Annotated in this window: 18 protein-coding genes; 6 read left to right on the plus strand and 12 right to left on the minus strand. The window is 39.0% G+C overall.

Translation table 11 applies throughout. The annotated features are described in order from the left end of the window. Nucleotides 1–372 precede the first annotated feature (372 nt). The 6 genes from NEOC65_RS07555 to NEOC65_RS07580 form a co-directional block, all read right to left on the minus strand. Nucleotides 373–1,935 (minus strand): leucine-rich repeat domain-containing protein, encoded by a 1,563-nt coding sequence (locus tag NEOC65_RS07555; RefSeq protein ID WP_213156167.1) that lies wholly within the window; start codon nt 1,933–1,935, stop codon nt 373–375. 425 nt (nt 1,936–2,360) lie between these two features. Then, nucleotides 2,361–2,801 (minus strand): IS1634 family transposase, encoded by a 441-nt coding sequence (locus NEOC65_RS07560; protein WP_166154233.1) that lies wholly within the window; start codon nt 2,799–2,801, stop codon nt 2,361–2,363. Then, the gene (locus NEOC65_RS07565; RefSeq protein ID WP_166154235.1) at nt 2,788–3,060 is read right to left on the minus strand and encodes a DUF4277 domain-containing protein; all 273 of its coding nucleotides are present in this window, start codon (nt 3,058–3,060) and stop codon (nt 2,788–2,790) included. The genes NEOC65_RS07560 and NEOC65_RS07565 overlap by 14 nt, the downstream gene beginning before the upstream one ends. 280 nt (nt 3,061–3,340) lie before the next feature. Beyond that, nucleotides 3,341–3,517 carry a hypothetical protein gene (locus tag NEOC65_RS07570; RefSeq protein WP_213151181.1) on the minus strand — a complete coding sequence of 59 codons (177 nt, stop codon included), beginning with the start codon at nt 3,515–3,517 and terminating at the stop codon, nt 3,341–3,343. A gap of 44 nt (nt 3,518–3,561) precedes the next feature. Then, nucleotides 3,562–3,765 (minus strand): hypothetical protein, encoded by a 204-nt coding sequence (locus NEOC65_RS07575; RefSeq protein WP_213151179.1) that lies wholly within the window; start codon nt 3,763–3,765, stop codon nt 3,562–3,564. Between the two features lie 17 nt (nt 3,766–3,782). Next, nucleotides 3,783–4,154, minus strand: a complete 372-nt coding sequence (locus NEOC65_RS07580; RefSeq protein WP_213151177.1) for a hypothetical protein — start codon at nt 4,152–4,154, stop codon at nt 3,783–3,785. Between the two features lie 663 nt (nt 4,155–4,817). Between NEOC65_RS07580 and NEOC65_RS07585 the strand changes: the two genes are divergently transcribed. Then, the gene (locus NEOC65_RS07585) at nt 4,818–5,747 is read left to right on the plus strand and encodes a hypothetical protein (RefSeq protein ID WP_213152502.1); all 930 of its coding nucleotides are present in this window, start codon (nt 4,818–4,820) and stop codon (nt 5,745–5,747) included. On the opposite strand, the gene NEOC65_RS07590 is transcribed toward NEOC65_RS07585, so the two are convergent. From NEOC65_RS07590 to NEOC65_RS07610, 5 genes are read right to left on the minus strand one after another with little or no spacing between them, the layout of a single operon-like run. Beyond that, nucleotides 5,744–6,754, minus strand: a complete 1,011-nt coding sequence (locus tag NEOC65_RS07590) for a metal ABC transporter permease (protein ID WP_213152501.1) — start codon at nt 6,752–6,754, stop codon at nt 5,744–5,746. The genes NEOC65_RS07585 and NEOC65_RS07590 overlap by 4 nt on opposite strands. Then, nucleotides 6,751–8,103: a metal ABC transporter permease gene (locus tag NEOC65_RS07595; protein ID WP_213156168.1), complete on the minus strand. Its 1,353-nt coding sequence runs from the start codon at nt 8,101–8,103 to the stop codon at nt 6,751–6,753. Before NEOC65_RS07595 ends, NEOC65_RS07590 begins: the two co-directional genes overlap by 4 nt. A gap of 4 nt (nt 8,104–8,107) precedes the next feature. Continuing rightward, nucleotides 8,108–8,896 carry a metal ABC transporter ATP-binding protein gene (locus NEOC65_RS07600; RefSeq protein ID WP_213152499.1) on the minus strand — a complete coding sequence of 263 codons (789 nt, stop codon included), beginning with the start codon at nt 8,894–8,896 and terminating at the stop codon, nt 8,108–8,110. Beyond that, nucleotides 8,893–9,885, minus strand: coding sequence for a metal ABC transporter solute-binding protein, Zn/Mn family (locus tag NEOC65_RS07605; protein WP_213152498.1), 993 nt, complete (start codon nt 9,883–9,885; stop codon nt 8,893–8,895). Before NEOC65_RS07605 ends, NEOC65_RS07600 begins: the two co-directional genes overlap by 4 nt. Beyond that, the gene (locus NEOC65_RS07610; RefSeq protein ID WP_213152497.1) at nt 9,882–10,997 is read right to left on the minus strand and encodes an MRP-like and DUF971 domain-containing protein; all 1,116 of its coding nucleotides are present in this window, start codon (nt 10,995–10,997) and stop codon (nt 9,882–9,884) included. The genes NEOC65_RS07605 and NEOC65_RS07610 overlap by 4 nt, the downstream gene beginning before the upstream one ends. A 352-nt stretch (nt 10,998–11,349) precedes the next feature. On the opposite strand from NEOC65_RS07610, the gene NEOC65_RS07615 reads away from it, so the two are divergent. The 5 genes from NEOC65_RS07615 to rlmD all read left to right on the plus strand — a co-directional run bounded on the left by NEOC65_RS07615 (nt 11,350) and on the right by rlmD (nt 22,651). Continuing rightward, nucleotides 11,350–11,865, plus strand: coding sequence for a hypothetical protein (locus NEOC65_RS07615; RefSeq protein ID WP_166154251.1), 516 nt, complete (start codon nt 11,350–11,352; stop codon nt 11,863–11,865). A 686-nt stretch (nt 11,866–12,551) separates the two neighbouring features. Continuing rightward, a complete protein-coding gene (locus tag NEOC65_RS07620; RefSeq protein ID WP_213152496.1) occupies nt 12,552–14,105 on the plus strand; it encodes an NTP/NDP exchange transporter in 1,554 nt (517 codons plus the stop codon). A 380-nt stretch (nt 14,106–14,485) separates the two neighbouring features. Then, complete coding sequence (gene secD, locus NEOC65_RS07625) at nt 14,486–19,060, plus strand: protein translocase subunit SecD (protein ID WP_213156169.1); 4,575 nt, start codon at nt 14,486–14,488, stop codon at nt 19,058–19,060. A gap of 554 nt (nt 19,061–19,614) precedes the next feature. Then, nucleotides 19,615–21,372: a single-stranded-DNA-specific exonuclease RecJ gene (gene recJ, locus NEOC65_RS07630; protein WP_213152494.1), complete on the plus strand. Its 1,758-nt coding sequence runs from the start codon at nt 19,615–19,617 to the stop codon at nt 21,370–21,372. Beyond that, nucleotides 21,365–22,651 carry a 23S rRNA (uracil(1939)-C(5))-methyltransferase RlmD gene (rlmD, locus tag NEOC65_RS07635; protein ID WP_213156170.1) on the plus strand — a complete coding sequence of 429 codons (1,287 nt, stop codon included), beginning with the start codon at nt 21,365–21,367 and terminating at the stop codon, nt 22,649–22,651. Before recJ ends, rlmD begins: the two co-directional genes overlap by 8 nt. A gap of 267 nt (nt 22,652–22,918) precedes the next feature. Here the strand turns inward: rlmD and NEOC65_RS07640 are convergent, their stop codons facing one another. Further along, the gene (locus NEOC65_RS07640) at nt 22,919–24,328 is read right to left on the minus strand and encodes a DUF4116 domain-containing protein (RefSeq protein WP_213156171.1); all 1,410 of its coding nucleotides are present in this window, start codon (nt 24,326–24,328) and stop codon (nt 22,919–22,921) included. Nucleotides 24,329–24,457 lie beyond the last annotated feature (129 nt).

Raw genomic sequence — 24,457 nt, forward strand, 5'->3', positions numbered from 1 at the left:
GCCTTCCAAACATTCAGGAGCAGCCACAGGTTTTGGCGATTAAGTGACGCGGCAATTTTGGTTTGGCTAAAAGAATGAGATTGATTCTTTGCCTTGTTTGAGAAAAACGGCTCTTTTTGGCGCAATGTTTTAATTCTTCTACCGCCTGATGGAATACAATACGCCTAACTTCTTCCTGTCAAGAAAGGTTGTTCTCCCATCCTAGCAATCTGCAGAAAAAGAGAGAAACTTCTTGTCTTTATAATGTGTAGGCTAGTTTAAGCTTGCCTAGTTGCGGGAAGGAAAGCGAATTACTTATTTAAAGATAAGATGGCTAAAAGTTTTTTTATTTCATTTTAGCTCACTCCAACTTAAAAAGTACTTATGGCCATTCTACAATTGAAAACGCTGCCTTATTTTTTCTGGAATATCTTCCAAAGGATTTCCCGCTAATGTAAGCATGGTAAGCTGAAACAGCTGCCCGATTTCTACAGGCAGATTGGTGAGCTGGTTTTGGCTTAAACCAAGCCTTTGCAGCTGAGACAGCTGCCCGATTTCTACAGGCAGACTGGTGAGCTGGTTTTGGCTTAAACCAAGCCTTTGCAGCTGAGACAGCTGCCCGATTTCTACAGGAAGGCTGGTGAGCTGGTTTTGATATAAGTAAAGCGATTGCAGCTGAGACAATTGCCCGATTTCTGCAGGAAGGCTGGTGAGCTGGTTCTGATTTAAGGCAAGTCTTTGCAGATGAGACAGCTGCCCGATTTCTACAGGCAGATTGGTGAGCTGGTTTTGATTTAAGTTAAGCCATTCTAGCTGAGACAATTGCCCGATTTCTGCTGGCAGAGCGGTGAGCTGGTTTTGAATTAAGGCAAGTCTTTGCAGATGAGACAGCTGCCCGATTTCTACAGGAAGGCTGGTGAGCTGGTTGTGATATAAGTAAAGCGATTGCAGCTGAGACAATTGCCCGATTTCTGCGGGCAGACTGATGAGCTGGTTTTGATCTAAGTAAAGCTCTTGCAGCTGAGGCAGTTGCCCGATTCCTGCAGGCAGGCTGGTGAGCTGGTTTTGATTTAAGTTAAGCCATTCTAGCTGAGACAATTGCCCGATTTCTGCTGGCAGAGCGGTGAGCTGGTTTTGATTTAAGTGAAGCTTTTGCAGCTGAGACAGCTTTCCGATTTCTGCAGGAAGGCTAGCAAGCTGGTTTTGGCTTAAATCAAGCTCTTGCAGTTGAGATAACTGGCATATTTCTGTGGGTAAATAAGTCAAGCCTGCTTTAGATAAATTTAGCAAAGTTAAGTCTTTACAATTTTCTTCAATCCAACCTCTAAAAAGCTCTCCTTTTTTTTCTAGAGGCAAGTGCTTAATTTCTTCTCCGCTCAAATATTCTTCCCCACCAGGAAGTTTGTTCCAAAGTAAAAGGCGATTAATGTTTAAGAAATAAGAAGCGTAATTAGCCAGCGTTAAGCCTCTTTTTTCTTCTGTTTTCTCTTTAAATTCTATTAGAGGCAAGTGCTTAATTTCTTCTCGTCTCAAATATTCTTCTCCACCAGGAAGTTTTTTCCAAAGTAAAAGGCGATTAATATTTACAAGATAAGAAGAGTAATTAGCCTGCCTTAAGCCTCTTTTTTCTTCTGTTTTCTCTTTAGATTCTAAAGGAGAAAGAGACTTGGCTAAAGTAAAGATTTGCCTAAAGATTGCATTTACCTTTGCTACTTCAGTAAGCTTTTCTTCTAGCTTATAAATCCTATCTACAATAAGAGCCTGCTCCTTAACATTTCCTTGAGGAACATGCACTTTACCTATTTGTTTATAAAGAGAAGGCATCACTTCAGAAGCCAGCAGATGATGCCATCTTTTACAGACGCTAAATAAGGAAGGAACTGCGCAAGCCTCTAAGATAGGGAGTAGCAATTCATTGGGCAAGCTTTCAATAGAGGCCGAAGAGATAGAATGCATTTTATTTCCTTGGGTAGTGATGGCCTTTTATCATTTTTATTTTTAAAGGCAATATAAAAAAATTAAAAAGGCAAGTCAAAACAATTCGTATCCTTATCACCAGAAGGGCATCGGCTAACTTGTTAAGCAAAGAGCAAGCTACTGTGTCTTGTAGGCGATAGCTAGATATAGAAGTTTTTTGCTTAGCTTTGGGCCGACCAGATTTAGCATGCTTTTGAGTTGCTATAACTTGAGGTTTTATAATCTGTATATATTTAAGCTTCTTTGCAAGCTTATCTAATTGACGCTTAGCATCACTTGGACATGAAAATTCTTGCTGCATGAGCTTAATAAAGGCTTTGGCTTCTTTCTCACCGTCCTTAAGATAATGCTTAGCTAAAGTGCGGCATTTTCTTTGATAGGCAGCTTGGTTAAAAGATGGCTACCTATCTTTGTTCAACGCCTGCATAGCAAGAAATGCTCTTAAAAGCTCGATACCCTTCTGCCATCTCTACCGTCTTGTCGTAAAGCACTTCAAATATGAGTTCTTTGGCCTCTTTGATCTGCATGGGAACAGGAGTTACAAATAAGCGTTGTTCTCTTTTAAAGGCTTGTAAGGTAGCTGGCGTATAAAAAGCACTGTCTCCTACTATATAACGATTCTCTACGGCTTGCCGAAAGCTTTTAAGATGTTCGGCCACAACTCGCGTAAAGGCGGTTTTATTGCTGCTATTGCCATCGGCCGCTTGCAAAGGGATATTGCCTTCATTGGAAGTGATGAGTTGCAAGACAGCTTGGTTTAAATCAGGCCTGTGATCGCGACTGTAGCCTTGTAATAGACGAATGCACGATTCTCCTTGTTCTAATAGGCTCTCATAAGTTTCCATCTACATGAAAACTTGTCGCATCTAAATGTAAACTTTTTACTTGGATACCCAGCACTTTGATTGTATGCAGGGCTATCTTAGTAAAAAGCTCAGTCATGCCCATTTCAAATAGCTTATCCAGTGTTCTGCCTAAAACATTATCATCAATCTGCTCGAGAATGACTGGCATACCTAGCAAATGATCGATGGGTTTGTCTTCAAAGTACTCAGAATACATGTAAAGCGTCCGACTTACAAATCCCCATCCGTTTAAGATCATGTATTCAACAGCTTATCCCTAGATTAGATGCTTATTCTTCGCCTGGTTACCTACTGCTTGATCAATAAGGTCAACTAACCCTATCTCCTCACACATTCTAAGCTACCAATTCTAAATGATCGGCGTTTTGTGTATCTATTTACATAACTTTTAGTCGTTTAATTTAAACCCTTACAGAAAACATCTTACTCGATTGGCCCTCAGAATTCCTAATTATTTTTTTGCTGAGAAATGTAAGTTATAACTTTAAATGTAGCATTATTTCTTGAGGAAAATTTCCCTACCGGCTTCTATTTAGCTCTAGATTTAACTCGTTTAGCAGATGATCTATTTCTGCCGGAAGAGTGGTAAGTTTGTTATTGCTTAAATTAAGATTTTGTAGCAGAGATAGCTGCCCTATTTCTGCCGGCAGAGAGGTGAGCGGGTTGTTATCTAAGCCAAGCAATCCCAGCTGCAATAGCTGCCCTATTTCTGCCGGAAGAGTGGTAAGCTTGGTGTCATTTACAAGAAAATTTTTAACTGCAACAGTTGCTCTATCTCTACAGGTAATAAGGTTAAGCCAATTTTTGCTAAATGCAATTTCGTAATATCTTTGCTATAATTTTCAATCCCTTCCTTAAAAAATTTGTCTTTTTCTTCTAAGGATAAAGCTTTAATTTCTTCTCTTTCTAAATACTCTTCTCCTCCGCCAAGTTCTTTCCACATTAAGAGGCTATTGATATTTACAAGATAAGAGCAGTAATTAGTGAGGGTAAAATATTTTTTTCCTCGGTTTTCCACTTAAATTCTAAAGGAGAAAGAGAGGTAGCTTGAGTAAAGATTTGCCTGAAGATTGCATAGACCTTTGCTGTCTCTGAAAGCTTTTCTTCTAGCTTATAAAGCCTATCTAAAATAAAAGTCTGTTCGCTAATATCTCTATGAGGAGCATGCATCTTACCCGTTTGCTTATAAAGGGAAGACATGACTTCCTTAGCCAGCAAATGTCGCCATCTTTTACAAACGCTAGATAGGGAAGGGTTAACGCAAGCTCCTAAAATAGGGGCTAGTATCTCATTAGGCAATTGTTCTAAGGTGATGGAAGAAATAGGATTCATTATACCGCCTTTTGTAATAAGTTTTATGTATGCGTTTGTTAGCTAATAATCTAGAAATGCATCTAAAAGAAAACAAATTTAAAAGAAAATAAGGAAGTAATTTATTTAGACTAGCAAGTGCAAAAGTTTTACATCAACTTATCCTGATAATTTGGAAAATTTAAATCTGAGAGGCAAGCTTTTCTTTTTTAGGAAGAAGAATGCTATCTAGACTTGTCACCACCTCAAGAAAATGATTTGAATAAGGCTCATTGGCTGTCTGATACCTATTCTTTCCATGTAAAATTAGTGATAATAGAAGCAAGGGTCCTAAAAAGATTCCTCTTTCATTTAACTTACTATCTTTTTACTAGTTTCTTTGATGATTTACACTACACTAGGGCTAGCTTATAAAGAACACTCAAAAAAACTAGCTTCTAAATCCTTCCCTAGCAAGCATGCAGATCAATTTTTCTTGCTGGTATTAGATCCTTAGTAAGCAATACTTTTAAAAGTTAACAGGAAAAACCTGCTAATCTTTAAATCTTTTGCCTTTCCCCTCTTCCCTTCTTTACAAAAAAAAATTGCATGGAGCTTTACTAAAAATGTTTATGAACAACTTAAGAGTTAGTAGAGTATTTTAAAATAGAAGACGAAGTGTTCTTTCTTATAGATAAAAAATCTATGAAAAAAATAAAAACCTTACTTAAAATAAGCCTTGATCGTTACCTTAACAATCAATATTTATATCTAATCTTTATTTTGAAAATAATGAATAAATGTACAGACAAAGATACTTCTTTAAATAGCCAAGCTTTAGACCTTAATGATAGGATGGTAGCAGAGAGAGGGACAGGCAAATGGAGGCGAATCATTATAAAATGGAACCAAATCTGTCCTCATGATTCCACGGCAAGAATCCAGCATTGTTATGCCGCTGTTATTCATACCAAAAATATGAATATTTATGGGGACGATGAAAAATCTCTTTTAGCTTGGAAATTTGGAGCGCTTGCGCTCTTTAGCCCAATTTTTTATGTAGCTAAAACTATCTTTCACCTTTTTTTTCCACTATCTATTTACAAATATTACGATCTTGAAAAGAAGAAATGGGAAGCACTAAGAGCTAACCCCCATCCATTAAACCCCTCATCTTCTCTCCACCAAAAACAACCAAAGTTAACAAGAATCATTTTAAATAATTGCTTAGATATTTGTAGAACTCCTCTTTATGCGTTGACTATTTCTATTACATCTTTAGGAACCCTTGTTTTATCCCTTTTTAATTCGAACTATTTATATGAAGGGCGAGAAATTCTAGGAAATTTACAGTTATCCCTTAATTGGGAACGGCGAAAACCTTATTATTTTGAAACCATAGCTCCATGTATGCTTCCTATTGATAATTTAAAAGATATTGCTTTCAAGCGCTCATACACACACAGGGATACGGATTATGAAGGCCCACCGGGTACTCTTGTGCATGGGCTTAATAATTTGGCGCGCTGCCACGTTCTTTATTGGAAAAGTTCTAACAAGAAAGAAAAAATTATTAAGCCTTATAGAAGCAGCTTTTTAGAGAGAACAATCTTTGTAAATTCAATAAATCATTAAAAAATAGGAAGGACTAGATCTCTCGGCTTAAGCAGCTTTACCTTGATTGTTTTAACAATCAAAGTAAAGCCAAACAAGGCAGTAATAGTGCAAACCACTAAACCTGAAGTAGAAAGAGGTATATTGTAAACAGTTAAAATATGGCGTGCCAGGGCTACACCTATAACTGAGGCAAGGCTTCCTAAAGCAGCAGCTAATAACAACAACATTTTAAGATTGTGAGTTACAAGCCTAGCTGTTAATACAGGCCCCGTAATAAAAGCCAATACCATTAAAACCCCCACCGCTCTAAAAGCTCCCATCGTAGTAGCTGCCACTTGAACCATGAGTAAATAATTAAAGAAGATCGTCGATATTCCTAAAGCTTTGGATAGATAGGGATCAAAGGTAGTAATTTTAAATTCTTTAATAAACAAGCTGATAGAAAGAACATTTAAAAATACAATAACCCATACAAATTTACAATCTTCCCATTGAAGAGCATCTACATTTCCCATTACAACTTCTATGCCTACATGGGCATTACGTGTCAACAAGGTAACTAGCACGATTCCTAAGGCAAATAAGCTGGTAAATACGATGCCCATGCTAGCGTCTTCTTGTAGGCGGGCAACTTTAGTCAAGCAGTCAGTTAATAAGGCAGTCAGCAAGCCTACAGCCAATGAAGCTAAAAGCATAAGTTTAATATCAATAGAAGAATAATGAGTCTCATTTTCCAATAAACTGTTTTGCGACAATACAAAAGCACTTACAATTCCTAATAAGATTGTATGCGATAAAGAATTGGCTAGCATTGCCATTTTACGCAAGACCAGAAAAGTTCCTACTAAAGCTGCTGAAATAGCCACGCCTATTAAAACAACCATTTGAATTTCATCCGCAACCATTTCACTTAATGAAATTTTACCGGCAATGAAACTGTATAGGCGTATAAACAGCTGCAGAAAAAAGCCACAGAAGTTCTGATTGGTATAGGGGTTGAAATAGGTAGTGTTTATACTATTCATAAGTTAATTTGAGCGGGAATCAGTTGATGGTGAGGGTCGCGTTTGGGGTCATTTAATAATATAATTAATTTCTCTTCCAGCTCCGGAGTGATAACATGCTCCATCTCTTCAGCATTCAAGTGTACTTTTTCTGCCCCAATTCCCAGATAGTCTACCAGATAAACCTCCCAAAGACGATGCAAGCGAACAATTTTAGCTGCCCAAACATTTCCTTCTTTGGTTAGTTGATAAGCTTTCTTGCCAGCGTTTACCATCCAGCCATTACGCACAAGCCGCCAGAGAACAAAACGCAGATATAGCTTGGAAGCACTTTGATACTTAGCAATTTGCTCAAAAGATACTGGATGTCCTCCTTGGATACGCCAAATAGCTTTAAGAAGATTTTCACACATGCAGCGGTGGCGAAATTTGGCAATGCGTACCACCCGTAAAAGTACGCCTCGCTCGGGAGCTAGTAAGAGGGAAAGCAAGCAAATAAAAGAGGAGACTAAAACAATCATGGGACCTGTAGGAAGCGCTAGCCGAGCTGAAGGATAAAGAGAAGCTAAAGAGTAAGAAACTTCTATAGAAAGATAATTGCCCAAATACCCACTAATCAACCCAAAACAGGCTGCCAAGACTAACATTATTGAAAGCCTGTTTGTGTATTGCCGAGCTGCCGCTGCAGGGCTAATCAACATAGCAGACATTAATACTACGCCTACTGAACGAATGCCAATTACCACGGCTAAGACGATCAAGAAAAAAATAATAGCTTCGATTCCTGAAACGTTTATTCCTAGGCTTTTGGCATAATCTTTATTAAATAAAATAGTTTGTATTTCTTTATAAAGCAAAATAAGGGTTAAAGTAATCAACGACGCCAAAGTCCCATAAACGAATATATGAATATCTGTCATGGTAGCAGCTTGGCCGTACAGATAAACTTGCGCCTGTCGATAAAGAGTTGAAAAAGAAAATTGAACTTGGCTAGCCAGCGTTAGGCCTATCCCAAAAAAAGCCGCTAAAATAAAACATAATGCTGAATCGCTACGAACCCTAAGAGATTTTTCTAGCCAATGAATAGCCCACAGGCCTGCTAAAGCTGTCAGTCCAGCAGCTATCATAATCAGGCCGGCCACCACCATCTCTTGATCTTCGTCTAGGTGGAGCATTCCTGCCAAAATAACACCTATCATCACACCTGGATAGGCTGCATGAGAAAGACTCTCCCCTAGTAAAGACTCTTTACGTAAAAAGACTAATACACCCACTAGAGAAGCTCCTAAGCACATTAGCATCGAACCAAGTGTAGGAGCTCTCAGAACAGCGTCGGTAAAATAATAATAGGGCGAGTTAGCAAATAACATATGTTTATGAAGCAGCTCCTTTGATTTTGTCTTGAGATAATTTCACTGCTTCATCGAATAAAGAAAAGCTTTTGCCATAGGTAGCTTGTAAATTATCAGCTTTGAATATTTTTTCCACCGGCCCGCATGCCACTAAACGCATATTAAGCAATATAGCCCAATCAAAGTAATTTTCAACATTGTTTAAATCATGATGAACAATAAAAACACTTTTTCCTTGAGCTTTCAGTTGGATTAGAATTTTCATAATAATTTTTTCTGTTGCTATATCTATACCCGCAAAAGGCTCATCCATAAAATATAAATCTGCTTCTTGCAACATAGCACGAGCAATAAATACCCGTTGTTGCTGCCCACCTGATAGCTGGCTAATTTGCCGATCGGCATAAGCTCCCATGCCAACCATTTCTAGATAGCGATGGGCAGCCATTCGATCTGCTTTACGCGGCCATCTCAATAAGCCTAGCCTTCCATAACATCCCATTAAAACCAAATCGCGCACTGTAATGGGAAAATCCCAGTCTACACTTTGACGTTGGGGAATATACGCAATCCTTTTACGAACTTTTTTTAAAGGCAAACCAAAAAATTCAATTTTTCCTGAAATAGGTTTTACTAGCCCCAGAGCAGATTTTATAAGAGTACTCTTGCCAGCACCGTTAGGTCCTAGAATACCTACAAGCAGGCCTGAAGGCACTTTAAAATTAATGTCCCATAGTACAGGGGTTTTGTCATAATTAACGGTAAGCTGATGAGCTTCTAGTACGGAAGGTTGTATCTGCAGTTTTTTCATCCTTCAACCTTTAAGCATCTTTTAATCCAATCGGCATCATGTTTAATCATTTTCTGATAAGTTTCCCCACTAGAGCCAGCAGAACCCATAGCATCAGCATAGAGACAACAAGGAGCAATAGTAATATCTAATCCTTTTTCCTTACCTGCTGAAATGATTTTACGAAGGGAATCTTTGCTAACATTAGATTCCGGAAAAATAACCTGTATTCTATGTTTAAAAAGATAATCTATAATCTCTTGGATATGGCTGGTACTCAATTGACTCTCAGGTGCTAAACCTTCTGGGGAGGCAACCCTTTGCACCCATTTCCCATTTATTCTTTCTTCTTCCGTAGCTAGATAAGCTCTGGCAAAATAGTTAAATGCATCATGGCTGGTTACTAGGTAACGCTTCTCAGAGGGAATTAACCCTAGCTCGTATTTAATCTCTCGATCACTCTGAAGTAAATCCTGCATAAGTTTTTCGCCATTAGCATGGAATACTTCAGCATGCATGGGATCATTAACACTTAATACTTCCACGATATAGGGAATAATTTTTGCCCATATAGCCATGTCCATCCAGATATGAGGATCAATCTGCCCCTGACTATAAATAATTAAGGAGGGGTAATCTTTAATTATCTTATTTCCTAAACCCACTGCCTTTTTATTACTTTCTAAGAATCTTTGTAAGCTGGGTCCATGTTCTAAACCTAATCCATTGTAAAACACCACATCTGCATAAGCTAACTTTTCATCATCCCCTTTCACAAGCTGATAAGTATGTGGATCTAGATCCCCTCTCATTAGAGTTAAATTATCGATATATTCTCCCCCTACTTGTTGCACAATATCGCCGATCATGGCAATGGTCGATAAAGCTTTAATTTTACCGTTCTTTAAACCAAAGCCCTCTCTTTCTATACGACGATGCTGGTCCTCAGAGGTGCAAGCTACCATTAGAAACACACTCATCCATAGATACATTTGTAGCCACAATTTCATGAATTTTGCTCCTCAGCCATTTGGCGCAAAAAACTAAAGGTATAGAGGCCTTGATTGCAACCAGATGTAAAATAAATGCGTAAAGCGTAATGTCCTACCCTTTCAATCGTAGAGGCTCGTAGCTCGTCAGTATGAGTTTTTTCATCCCCTACTTTGTTCTCTACGTTTTTTTCTATGCATCCAGCACAAGGACAACGACGTTGCAAATCAGACAAATAGAAGTCTGCCATTAAGCCATCGCTCCATTGCAGAGTAAAAGTAGCAGGATCTTTTTGAAAAAATTTTTCCACTCCCAAAGTTGTACTCTTATTTATTGCTGCCAATTGCTCCATCATTTTTTTTGCTAAATTTATAAAAGTCTTACTAATCGCTTGAGCTGCTAGGGTCTTTTCCTCAAAAAATGAATTTCCTTTATCGCCACTATGGGAAATTTCAGCGCTTATTGGAATTTGGGCTAGAAGAGAAAGGCCTGCTTCTTTAGCTAAACGCCCCCCTCCCCCTTGACCAAAAGGATAAACAGGTTTTAAATGGGGGGAGATTTGATAATAACTCATGTTTTCTATAACGCCTAGGATAGGAATTTTCATTTGATAAAACAGGTCCATTGCTTTTCTTACATCCATTAACGCCACTTCTTGGGGAGTTGTCACCAAGATTGCAGCATTCAATTGAGCATTTTGGCTCAAGGTTAGTTGAATGTCACCCGTTCCCGGTGGAAAGTCAATTAATAAAAAATCTATTTCTCCCCAATCTACATTTTTAATGAATTGTTGAACAATAGTGTTAGCTATGGGAGCACGAATGGCTGCAGCTTCATCGTCGCGCCTAAAATAAGCCATAGATATAACCTTAATTCCCTGGCATATAGCTGGTAGAATACGTTCATCGCATTGCTCTGGCATCTTATCTTCAGGTAACATGCGACGGATAGAAGGACCGTAAATATCGGCATCTAGTATCCCTACCTTAAAGCCTAAATCTTTTAAAGCCCTTGCCAGATTCACCGTGACACATGATTTTCCTACTCCACCTTTACCCGCAGCAATGCCAATAATAGCATGCGCAAGAGTTGCCGAAGCTTCAAAAGCAACTGGAAACATAGGTAGTGGCATGATTGCACCTAGCATATAAGGTTTTACAGACAAAGGAAGTCGTTAGCCATTCTTTAAAAGCCTATAGTACTAAATGAACAGATTACCTTCAAACGTTTAAAAAAACATATTCTTACTCTACTATTATTTGTGCGGGTAGTAATGAGGCAGAAATTATATGTTTATGAATAAATTTTAGGTTGCACAAAATTCATATAAATCTATAATTTTCATTAGTAAATAAAGAAATCAATACTTTTCCTCTTCCCGCTTCACTACAAACAAAGTTTAGGAAAACTCAAGGTTTCGGAACGCAATAAAAAACAGCGTTATTTATAACTCTAACGAAAATAAAAATTAAGTAGGTATATCAATGAGTACAAGCTCAAAATCCGATTCAAAACAATTGGAAAGTCTTATTCAAACGGCTGTTAAGAAATTAGGTGCCAAGAAAGAAAATGATATTTGTCGCTACATTCCTTCTTCAACAGGTGGTTATATCCATCATTTTACCATGCGCAAAATGAAGACAGAAGATCCTGAACAGCTCACTGATATGATTTTAAAATACATTATTAATGTCGATAAGCCCTCGCCTGTAACACCCAAGCAGCGAGCTGCTAGAGGCTCACGCAAGCGTAGAGACCAAATTCTATTTTCCAAGCAGGACATTGAACGCATGCTGAACATGGCCCGTTTAGCAGGTGATAAAGAAATGATTCGTAAACTCACTCCAAAAAAAGACTTACGTTCTATCAAAAGAGAGCTCATTGCATCCATTAGGCACGGTAAAGTGGAGCAAGACCTTTGGACATCTTATGTTGAAGCCATCAGCTTGAACAATAATCTTGCTGCCTCTGCCAACTCCTTGGCCCCTCAATATAGCTAAATAATTAGGCCTTCGAAATGTACATGCTTACTTATACTTCGAAGGCTTTTCATCCACTCAATCTTCTCTTTTAGATTTTTAACTTTTAGACCCCAACCCTGCTCAGTAGCAAAATTAAACATATTTTGTCTCTTCTCTAGACTTTCTTTTAAGCACCTTAACAAAGCACCTTTCCGCTTCTAATAGCTTGGCATTTACTACTAGAAAAAGTTTAAAAGGTTACCATAGAGTTGAAGATTGACTTAACCATGTTTTCAAATAACTCTTCACGCTATCAGAGGTTAACAAAACCATGCTTTTAGAGCGATAAACCCTTTTTAGAGGTCTACATGCTTTTTTATAGCATACAAAGTGCAGAATTACACCGTAAATTATAGATCTAACAAAAAGGCGAGCCCCTAACCTATTTTTTTTAAGGTTTAGCAAAAGCTTTTTTGCTCTAGCCTACTTTGTGGAGTCATGCCGGTATATGCTAATTTTAACAAAATGAAAGTAAGTTATAAATCATCGCCCTCTTTCCACCCCCTATCCTTTCCTTGTCTTTACTCTTGCCTATTAATTAAAAATGTTTTACATTATGCATTCTCATTATAAACAAAAGTGTTTTTTATTAAATTCTTAAGTGTTACAAGTGGATGCTAATTAAGCACATATAACGCTTATTTTACAATCAGAGGTTTTGATATATGGCACAAAATGCTGGACAAGAGTTTAGTAAGGTGCGGTCATTTTTTTGGCCCGTCCATAACTATGAGCTCAAAAAGCTTTTACCTATGTTCTTGATGTTTTTCTTTATTTCTTTTAACTATACTATCCTGCGTGATACAAAAGATACGCTAATTGTAACAGCTTCTGGAGCTGAAACTCTTCCTTTCTTAAAAGTATGGGGTGTGGTCCCTGCTGCAATTATTTTCATGCTCTTGTATGCTAAACTGAGCAATATTCTTAGCAAAGAGGCCCTTTTTTATACGGTCCTTACACCTTTCCTGGTCTTTTTCGCTCTTTTTGCTTTCGTTCTCTATCCCAACAGAGAGCTTCTTCATCCCACCACCTCAGCAGATTATCTGCAGTCAATCCTACCTGCAGGTTTAAGCGGCTTAGTCGCTTGCTACAGAGATTGGACATTTTCTCTGTTTTATATTTTAGCAGAACTATGGGGAAGCGCCGTTTTATCTTTGATGTTCTGGGGCTTTGCCAATGATATTATGCGTGTGACTGAAGCTAAGCGTTTTTATACTCTGCTAGGCCTTGGAGCGAATGTTGCCTTGCTTGTTTCTGGCCCTACGATTGTCTATTTTTCTAGGATCCAGAGTCGCATTCCCGCTGGCGTAGATCCATGGCAAGTTTCTCTTAACTATCTAATGACTTTTGTTGTTTTAGCTGGTGTATCGGTGCTTGCTATCTACTATTGGATGAATAGAAACGTTTTGACCGATCCACGCTTCTACAACCCAGAAGAGGAAAGAAAAGGAAAAAAATCTAAACCTAAAATGGGTATTTTAGAAAGTTTTGCTTTTCTAGCTAAATCTAAGTACATTCTCTGCATTGCTATGCTTGTCATTTCTTATGGCATTTGCATTAATTTAGTGGAAGTAACTTGGAAAGGACAACTTAAGCTACAATACAAAAATCCTAATGATTACAATGCTTTTATGGGCATATTTTCTACCATTACAGGATTGATGACAATTATCATGATGTTCTTAGGCGGCTGGATTACCCGCAAAAAAGGCTGGGGCTTTGCTGCTATGGCAACACCTATTGTTTTATTAATAACAGGAATCGGTTTCTTTTCTTTCGTTATATTTAGGGACCACCTTGCCGGCTTCATTAGCTACTTTGGCACGACTTCACTTATGCTAGCAGTAATCTTTGGTATGATACAAAATATTATGAGTAAATCGACGAAATACTCTTTATTTGATCCGACGAAAGAGATGGCTTATATTCCTCTTGACCAAGAATCCAAGGTCAAAGGCAAGGCTGCTATTGATGTGGTTGGTGCACGTCTTGGTAAATCTGGAGGTTCTTTTATTCAACAAGGTCTGCTTGTTGCATTCGGATCGCTAGCCGCCATTACTCCTTATGTAGCTATCATTATGACCATCTTTATCCTCATTTGGTTAGCTGCAGTAAGATCGCTAAACCGTCAATTTACAGCTTTAACTCATGAAAAAACTGATACTTCTGAAGGGTCTACTCTGGTAGAAACAGAGGGAACTGCAAAAATATCGGGTTGATTAAAAGCTTGGCCTTAATACAAGCCACCTGCTTGAACCTCTGTTCAAGCAGGTGGCTTTTTTATTTATGGATAGCTTAAAAGGAGATGAATATCTATCATTTCTTTGTCTAATAACTTTTCTTAAGTCTTGCATCTTATAGATACAGCTAGCACGAGGTAAGATAGATAATAACAATAAATTTATTGATTAGAGTTTACTTATGCAACAACTGATTTAGCCTTTTTGGACTTCAAGGGTAACCACATAGATCAAACCCGGGTTAAGCAACAACTTGGGGTTCTCTTTCAATTTTATAGACAGAATGACCTTTTCTTTGTTATCCTATCTGCTTACCCTTTTCTATCAAATGAAAGCTTTAAATAAGGAAACGAATTGTCATGGAAAAACAAAAGCGCTGGCAATTATATCTGATATTAGCAGTCATCATTTTGACGCTATTCAACATTTTGCCAACAATTTTCTACTATACTAAACCTCTTAAATCCCCTATCGACGCAACTCGTGCCCAAGAAATTGCTGTTGCTATCGCCAATAGGACCAATGAACTTGAGCAGGATGCTACTGATTGGCTGCATTCGTTTGCTAAGCTACTAGGTGTAAAGCCCCGATCTATCGAGCTACAAAAAAACAATCCTCAATATATTGAAGTGAATTTTAATAATACGCAAGACGCCTCTCTTTTCAGGCGTTTTTTACCTAGAGCTGGAGCATTAATCTCATTTGTTCCTGCTCAACTCGAGCTTTATCCTCAGGTAGATGAGCAGAGCACACAAGTCATCGTTTCTCGAAAAATAAACATTCATTTTAATCCTCAAGATTTACAAGAATTTTTTCAGTATGCTTACAAACAAAATGCTGAAGGGCAAATTACTGACTTTTATCGTCAATTAGTTGAAGACCGTGTGGCCCAGTTAGCTCTAGCTTTTGGCAGCACAAGCAAACCAGCCACCCTTTTGCAAGCAATTAAAAATAACCCCACTAGCTCTTACGATGATCTTGTACTCAACCTTGCCAGTGAAATTGTAGAAGCAAATAAAGCCTTACAAGCTAATCAAGCAATGGCTAAACGCTATTTTGCTAGCTTTACCCAGGTTAGTTCTCCCTCTAAGGATAATCTAGTTAGCAAATTTTTATCTCGCGCAGAAGCTCTGAAGGCAGGCTTGGGAGCCAAGAAAGACACCTTGGCCCAAGAAATAAAAAAAGCAGAAGAGAGCAAGCAAACAGTTGATTCTAGCCAACGACAAGCTTTAACTCTTCTAGAAGGACAACGCCATACTTTAAGCCAAGCCATTTCTATCCTTCAACAACGGGCAGCTGATTTTAAAGTTAGCCAACAAGCTTTAACGCCAGAAAAAGTCAAAAGCTTAATCCAAGCTAGCCAAAAGGACTCTAAAGCTAATGATAAACTACAGATAGTGTCACTAGATGGAAGCAATCCTTTTGTTCAAGGGCTGGTTATTGATTGGTCAAATGAGAAAATCTTTCTTCAACTTTATCCAGATATTCAAGCCATCCGCCAAGCTCCTAGCAGAGATGAAGAAGCGGATGTTTTAAGAGATAAAATAAACAATCTAATAATCAACGATATTGCACGTGCAGGCCGTTTAACGGATGAAAATTTAATACCTTGGGAAGAAACCTTTGGCGTTAATCTTTCACAATTGACCAATCCCCACAGCTTCTTAGCGTTAAATTTAACCGCCGTCGCTGAAAAACAAATCCAGCTGCTGCTGAATCAATTAGAAGAAGTATGGCTACCCAAACATGCTGAGCTAACCCGTGAAGCCTATCCCCTAAGAGACTATGCTTCGTATACAAAATCTAAGCCTGAAGAGCAAAAACTAGGTTTACTCGTATACGCACCTTCTGCACAGCAGAGCCCTACCTTACCAGGATTTAACAATGGCTCTATCTATGTGGTTGCAAGAGGAATGGATAGCATCATGCAAAAATATCGCCAAATGCCCGATTCTCCTGAAAAACAAGAATTTCTTCATGATATCGAGCAGCTCCATTATACCTTGCAAGCCAATGGCTTTGTAGGCTATTCAGGGGCCACCTTTGGATTACCAGCTGAATTTAGCAAAGATTATATCTTTGAGCTCAATGATTACTATGATACCTTGCTTAAAGCTACACGCGAGAATTTCTATACTAAAGGCAGCAAGCGCCACGCCTTGCTAGACTTTACAGATGTCGAGCAGCGTATACTAGCTACGAACGCTATCGAAGATCGTCAGCAAGAAGACTTACTTAAATGGGAAGAAGAATACCGCTCTGCCCAGGTAGACTTGGATATTACTAACCATTATCTAGTTCCTGCCCCAACCAAAAACCCCTACTGGCAAAATTTCAAGCTTAGCTTCGCAAAATTTTTCCGCGGTGATGATCGTAAGATTCTTAAGCTTGGCTTAGATCTTTCCGGTGGTAAAACAGTACGCATAGGCCTCAGAGACCAAAATGGGCGAGAAGTCACAAATCCTGAAGATTTAAAACAAGCTGTTAATGAATTATATACACGCATTAACAAAATGGGGGTTTCAGAACGTACCATTCACTTAGAAGGCAACAACATTGTTTTAGACTTTCCTGGCTCGCAGAACATGTCAGCTACGGATCTTGTCAAAGCCTCTGCCATGTATTTTCATGTAGTCAATGAGAAATTCACACCTAACAATCCTGCTCTAAAAGAAGCTATCAATCAGTTTTTACAAAATGTATGGAATGAAGCGGTAGTTACTAATCGTACAGACATTGATAGTGTGAATGAGATTGCCTGGCACCATTTAGGGGGTGACTTGGCTACAGGTGAGCTGACAGGCCCACGTTCAGAATATGCCACTCTGCTATATGAGAGCGGCCTACGTCTAGCTGATCCTAAGCATAAAGAAGTAAGCAATACTTACAACGATACATTTTCTTCAGTCGCCATTTTACGTGGTAAGGATTTTTCAGAATGGAATAACCAGGCCCATCCCTTGCTAATCGTTTTCCACCATTATGCATTAGAGGGTTCTAGCCTAACAAACATTCAAGTGGGCTATGATTCTTCTGAAGGAAATACGCTTTCTTTCAGTGTAAAAAGCTCATATGATGGTTCACGCATGGGCAGCCCACGGGATGACTTTTATACCTGGACCTCACAGTTTGCCGAAGATAAAATTGTAGGCACTCCCAAAGAAAGTTATTCCCGAGGAAAAGGGTGGCGCATGGCAGTGGTTTTAAATGGGACAATCATCAGCTCTCCCAGCCTTCGTGCAGCTCTAAAAGATTCTGCTCAGATTACTGGTCGCTTCACTCAACGTGAAGTCAATCAGCTAGCTGCCGACTTAAAAGCTGGATCCTTAAGCTTTACACCAAAAATTCTTTCAGAAGAAAATGTAAGCCCTGAATTGGGCCAAGAAGAACGCACTCGAGGAGTAGTGGCCTCTGTGGTAGCACTTACTTTGGTGGTTATCGCTATGATTGGCTACTATCACTTCGCTGGAGTTGTCGCTTCTACAGCTGTTCTTTTTAACATTCTCATCCTTTGGGGAGTTATGCAGAATATCGGCCAGCCTTTAACATTGCCGGGACTTGCGGGCATTGTCCTCACCATTGGTATGGCAGTCGATGCAAATGTGCTAGTTTTTGAAAGAATCCGGGAAGAGTTTAAGCAATCAGGACGCTTAGCTTCAGCTATTCAAGCCGGCTATCGTAAAGCTTTTAGTGCTATTATTGATTCCAATATCACCACTATTATTGCTGCCCTCATTCTTATTCAATTTGATTCTGGTCCTGTCAAGGGCTTTGCTGTAACTTTGATCATTGGAATTATTTCCTCTATGTTCACGGCCCTGTTCATGACACGGTACTTTTTTGCTGGGTGGGTACAAGATCCTAAGCATAAATCCTTGTCTATGTCCCAGCTGATCGGCAATACTCACTTTGATTTCTTAAAGCATGCTAGAAGTGCTATAATCATCTCTTTCGCTATGATAGCGCTAGGAGGTTATTTTTTCTCTGCTCAATATAAAACCATGTTTGGCATGGACTTTACGGGCGGTTATTCATTAAATGTTGAGCTTGAAGAAAAGCCAGAGGGAGCAAATTATCGTCAGTTGGCAGCAGAAGCTTTACTTGCCCATGGAGCCACTGCTAACGATTTCCAGCTGCGCACCTTAAGTAAGCCTAATCAATTACGTATTCAATTAGCAACAAGCATGGAACAAAAAGGCCATCCTTTTTATCAATTGCCAGAAACCTACGTGGAAGGCAAGTTTGCTCATGAATACCAAAAAAATCCTCGAATTATTTGGCTTGTTAATACTTTGGCAGATAGGGGATTAAATGTAGCTTCTTCACAATTAGATCAGCTGCATACTCATTGGACAGTCATTAGTGGGCAGTTTTCCGAGGCCATGCGTAACAATGCCGTCATCGGTTTAACCATTGCTTTGGCAAGTATTTTGCTATACATTACCTTCCGCTTTGAGTTTAAATTTGCCTTAGGAGCTGTAGTAGGACTAGCCCATGACGTGATCATTACCCTAGGTATATTGGCAATCTTTCAAGCGATGGGCTTTGCCGTCCAGATTGATTTGCAAGTCGTAGGAGCAATTATGACAATTATTGGTTACTCCTTAAATGATACAATCATCGTATTTGATAGAATTCGTGAAGATATGAGGATTATGCGTAAAATGAAGTTTAAAGAGATTGTCAACCATGCTTTAAACATTACTTTAAGCCGTACGCTCATGACCTCAGGTACGACCCTACTAGTCTTGCTATCATTAGTATTGCTAGGAGGCCACTCTATCTTTGCCTTCTCACTAGTCATGACGATTGGTGTCATAGTTGGTACGCTCTCTTCACTATTTATCGCCTCGCCGGTAATGCTTTATATTCACAATCGTGAAATAAAAAAATTGGAAGAGGAAATGCATCCTACCAGAAGACTATCTTCTTAGAAAGAAGGCTCTTTTAAGAGCCCTCTATTGCTTAAACAACTCCCTAAAATCACTTGGTTAAAGGATTTTTTGGAGTTGTCTAAGGCTCTACTGGCCCAGTAGAAAACCTTCTTTTATATAGCAAAATTCCTTAAGGTAAATAAGCACACCGCCGATAATTTCATGGACACCCATGAAATAGTGGCAAAAGAGTTGGGAATAATGGTTTTTAGTAATTCCTTTGTTCTGAAAGTTAAAAAACTCTTAGTTTTAAATTAACCTATCGATTAGCTAAAAGCTTTTCCTCTTCTTTCATAGCTTTCTAGGCAAAAACAACCTCTTTAGCAATTATTAAGAATAAAGAGCAAAGGAGAAAGGGGCAACCTTTTAAATATTAGGCCCATAAACTCTAAATCTCTTAAGTTAAAATGAAGCTATTCTTGCTGCATAAAGAACGATAGGAAATACTCAACCTTTTTCTTTTCTCCCTAGCTATACACTGCACGTATAGATTTCTTGACAAGAGCTTTTTATAAAGCTAGAATGAAGATCATCATCACCGGGACCATAACTGAATGCATTCCATTTTCCACCATCAAGAAGCACCTGTTTGGATTTATCCAAAAATCGACAACGAGTGGAAAGAACTTATTACTAAAGAATTTAAGATACATCCTGTCACCGCTCAGATCCTCCTTGCTAGAGGCTTTACCACGCTCGAGCAAATTCATGATTATCTTTATTCCAAGCTCCCTGATCTGTACGATCCTTTTTTAATGCCAGAAATGCAACAAGCTGTGGATCGCATTAGCCAAGCCATCAAAAATAAAGAAAATATTCTTATCTATGGGGATAATGATGTGGATGGAATGACAGGCACAGCTTTGCTGACTGAATTTTTACAGTTTGTGGGTGCTAATGTATTCTTCTATGTCTCTAATCGGGGCACTAACCGTCAAAGCTTGATAGTAGAAGCCTTAGAATATGCGCTAAAAAATGAGTGTAAGCTACTGATTACCGTAGACTGTGGAATTACAGCAGCCACAGAGATTGCCAAAGTTGTAGAAAGGCAAGTCGATGTAATTATTACTGATCATCATGAGCCTACCGATAAAATCCCCCATTGCGTGGCTACCCTTAATCCTAAGCTACTCAATAGCTCCTATCCTAATCGAGATTTAACAGGTGTAGGTGTGGCTTTTAAACTAGCCCATGCAGTCACCCTTCAAATGGTAGCCGAAGGGCTTATCTCCCCTAAAAAAATTGATCTTAAACGTTACCTAGACCTGGTTGCCCTGGGAACAGTGTCTGATATGGGCTCTTTGCTTGGCGAAAATCGCATTCTTGTAAGCTATGGTTTACGCCAGCTTAAGAAAAATAAACGCATCGGCCTAGCTAAACTCATTTCTATATCTGATGCCGATTTGAACGAACTTTCCACTTTCATGATAGCCTCCAAGCTAGCTCCCCGCCTAAACAGTTTAGGGCGTATTGCTGATCCACAGAAAGGCGTTCAGATGCTTTTAGCGCGCAATGTTATTGCTGCTGAGAAACTTGCTGTAGAGCTCGACCTTAACAATATGGAACGCCAGAAAATTGAACGTACCATGTCTTTAGACATTGAAAATACGGTGGCTATACACCCTGAAATTTTTAAAAATAAAGCCATTGTTTTACATTCTGATAAATGGCATCCAGGAGTAATTGCTATCCTCTCTACACGTATTTCAAAGCAATACAATCGTCCCACTGTCATGATCGCCATTGATCATGGGGTCGGCAAAGGCTCCTTGCGCTCTATTCACGAATTCCCTCTTCTCAATGTATTAAAAGATTGTTCAGATATTCTTGTCAATTTTGGAGGACATGATTTCGCGGCAGGCTTAACAATTAAAGAGCAACATATCGAAGAGTTTAAAAGACGTTTTATCAAGGCAGCCGATGAGAAATTACGTGATCATGATGTAATGGCCAAACTGATGTTGGATGCAGAGGTTAACTTTCATGAGCTTACTTTTGATTTCATGGAATCCATTCGCCTGCTCGAGCCTTACGGCAATGAAAACCCTCAGCCCATCCTTTATACCATCGCTAAGCAAGCTTGGCCTCCTAAAGTGGTGGGTAAAACACATTTAAAGCTTTATTTAGAGCAGGATGATCGTATGCTAGAAGGGATTGCTTTTGGGCAAGCTGCACAAAGTCCTCTTTTGCGCAAAAAAAATTTGAAACTACGTATAGCTTTCACTCCACAGATTAATAATTTTCAAGGTCCCAGTATCCAACTGCTGATTCGAGATTTCCAAATTATTGATGAAAACAAGCCATATGTCTGAAATTCTCGTTGGCAAGGTGATTGCTCTAAGCTCTGAGGGGCAGGGAATCGTTCGTGAGAATAACTTGGTTGTTTTTATCCCTTTTACTACTCCCGGCGACACGATCCGCTATCATATTGTAAAGCGTAAAAAAAACTTTGCGACAGGAAAATTACTAGCTGTGCTTAAACCAAGCTTGCAACGAGCAAAACCCCTTTGCCGTTACTATGGCGAGTGCGGAGGATGCCAATTACAGCATCTAGCTTATGAAGCCCAGTTAAAAAACAAACGCGAGATTATTGAAAATGCTTTGATACGCATTGGAAAATTTTCAAAGGTTACGGTTTTACCTGTGGTTGCTGCTCGGATGAACTGGATGTATAGACGTCATATTACCCTCAAAATTATTCCTCATCAAGGGTTTTCCAGGCTAGGTTATATAGCTATTGATAACCAAACTATTCTGCCCATTAAGCATTGCCCTCTATTTCTTGCCGAAGAGGATTTGGCCCTTGCCGAGGTGCAGACCTTGCTAGGGAAAATTTCTTCTCAACAAGCTACTGAAGGAAAAGCAACTCTTTTTAAAACAGAAGCAAGCCACTTAATTTTAAGTTTAAATTTTGAGAAGCTTGATAAGATAGAAGCAGAGATTATCGAAGAATTCTTAAAGCAATTTCCACGCTGGAAAGGAGTCATCATAAAGGGAGGATCAAAAAAATGGGTGTGGGGTGATCCCACCAACTTTCTCGCGGTCGGGGATTTAAAATTTCTTTGCTCCCCTGAAGTCTTCGTCCAAAATCATGCGGAGCAAAGCTTGAAGATCTATCAGCAAATCATTGATTTGCTTTCTCACAAAAAACAAGCTACCATTCTTGATCTTTATTGTGGCATTGGTATCTCTTCTTTACTTTTAAGCCAGCAAGACCATCGGGTCATTGGAATAGAATACAATCCTCTATCAATCGCTATGGCCAAAGAAAATGCCTACCTTAACAGATTGACGACCCCTCAATTCATTGAAGGAGACGTGGAAAAAATCCTACAAAAAGAAATGCACGGCCAGCATGCCGATATCATTATTCTCAATCCTCCTCGCCAGGGAATTACCCCCACCGTCGGAGCAGAAATTTTACGACGTTGCCCACAAGAAATTATTTATGTTTCCTGTATGCCTTCTACTCTTGCTAGAGATCTTTCCTTTATCTGTGTTAAAGGTTATAAAATCTCTCTTATTCAACCTTACGACATGTTTCCCCAGACAAGCCATGTTGAAACTCTTGTCCATTTGATACGTGGCTAAAAATAAGATTAACAATGTTAACATACAGGCTCTTGTAATGGCGAAATCTATTGAAGCATGGAGAAAAAAACTTATGGCAGATCTATTTTAAACGATTCTAATGGGGAAAGCTGTCAAAAAAGAGCTAGGAGCTCAGCTAAAAGGGTGCCTGTTTGATCTAGATACTTGCAAGAGGTAAAGTAAGGGATTAAAAAAACAAAGTCTTATCTTGTTTCAAATGAATAACAGTACTTCTTAGGCGCTCCACCCTTAGGCATGATTAAATCATTACTTGCTAGATAGCTCAAGAAGCTCTTCATCTTTCTGTAATTTCTCACTAGCATATTGAAGCGCCCAGCCATCTTGCTTAACAGCCTCAAGAACGACTCTCCTATCGTTCTGAAGCTTTTGGCTAGCATACTCAAGCGCCAAACCGTCTTGCTGAACAGCAATGATTACAACTTCTCTATTATTTCGAAGCTCCAGGCTAGCATGTTGAAGGGCCCGACCATTACACTGGACTGCAGCAACTACAACTTCTCTATCGTTTTGAAGCTTTTGGCTAGCATACTGAAGAGCCCAGCCGTTTTGCTGCACAGCAGCAAGAATAATTTTTTTATCCTGCCGAAATTTTTGGTTAGCATACTGAAGCGCCCAACCGAATTGCTTAACGGCAGCAAAAACAACTTTTCTACTATTTCGAAGCTCGGGACTAGCATACTGGAGCGCCCAGCCGAATTTCTTAACGGCAGCAAGAACGACTTCTTTATCATTTTGAAGCTCTTGGCTAGCATACTGAAGCACCAAACTCTTATGTTGAACAGCAGCAAGGACAAATTCTTTATTATCTCGAAGTTCAGGACTAGCGTACTGAAACGCTAAATCGTCTTGCTGAATAGCATCAAGAACGACTTCTCTATCATTTTGAAGTTTTAAGCCAGCATACTGAAGCGCCAAGCCATTTTTCTGGACAGCAGTAAGAACGATTTCTTTATCGTTTGCAAGTTCTTGGCTAGCATACTGAAGCGCCAAGCCATTTTTCTGGACAGCACTAAGAACGATCTCTCTATCGTTTTGAAGCTCTGCGGGAGCAAATTGAAGGGCCAAGCCGTTTTTCTGAACAGCAGCAAGAAGGGCCTCCCTATCGCTTTGAAGCCCTTGAAGAGCAGATTGAAGCGTTGAGCCATTTTTCTGAGCAGCAACAAGAGGGGCTTCCCTATCAATTTGAAGCCCTTGGGGGGAAGACGGAAGGGTTAAGCTATTTTTCTGAACAGCAGCAAGAGAGGCTCCTTCATCACTTTGAAACTCTTTGTTAGTAGGCTGAAGCGCCAAATCACTTTGCTGGACAGCGGTAAGCACAGATTCTCTATCATTCGAGAATGCGGGAATAGCCTTCTTAAAAGCTTTGTTATTCTTTTGAGCAGCAGTATGCAGAATTTTTTTATCAATTTCTTTCTTATGAGTAACGTCCCAGATCCCCACCATTATATTTCCTAATACAGGAATCAACAAAGTTACACACCGTTTAAAACTTTTTTGATTAAGATGAGCATAGTAAAGATTTTTGGTCTCTTTTTGCTTAAAGAGTAAAATAACAGCTTTTTGAAAGATATCGACTAAATTAGTCACCGTGCTAAAGATAGGTATATAGTCAGCCTTATGATCTATAAACAGGCAGACTTTAGATAAAGAATTCATTTACATGGCACCTTATATTGTTTATTAACCTAATGCAGAGGTTATCTTTTTTTTAAATAAATAGTTAAATTTAATAAAAGAAACTTCTAATCTATTTAAAAACATTTATTTCTTAAACGCTCTCTGACT

This window comes from Neochlamydia sp. AcF65 (genome assembly GCF_018342435.1).
Lineage (GTDB): Bacteria > Chlamydiota > Chlamydiia > Chlamydiales > Parachlamydiaceae > Neochlamydia.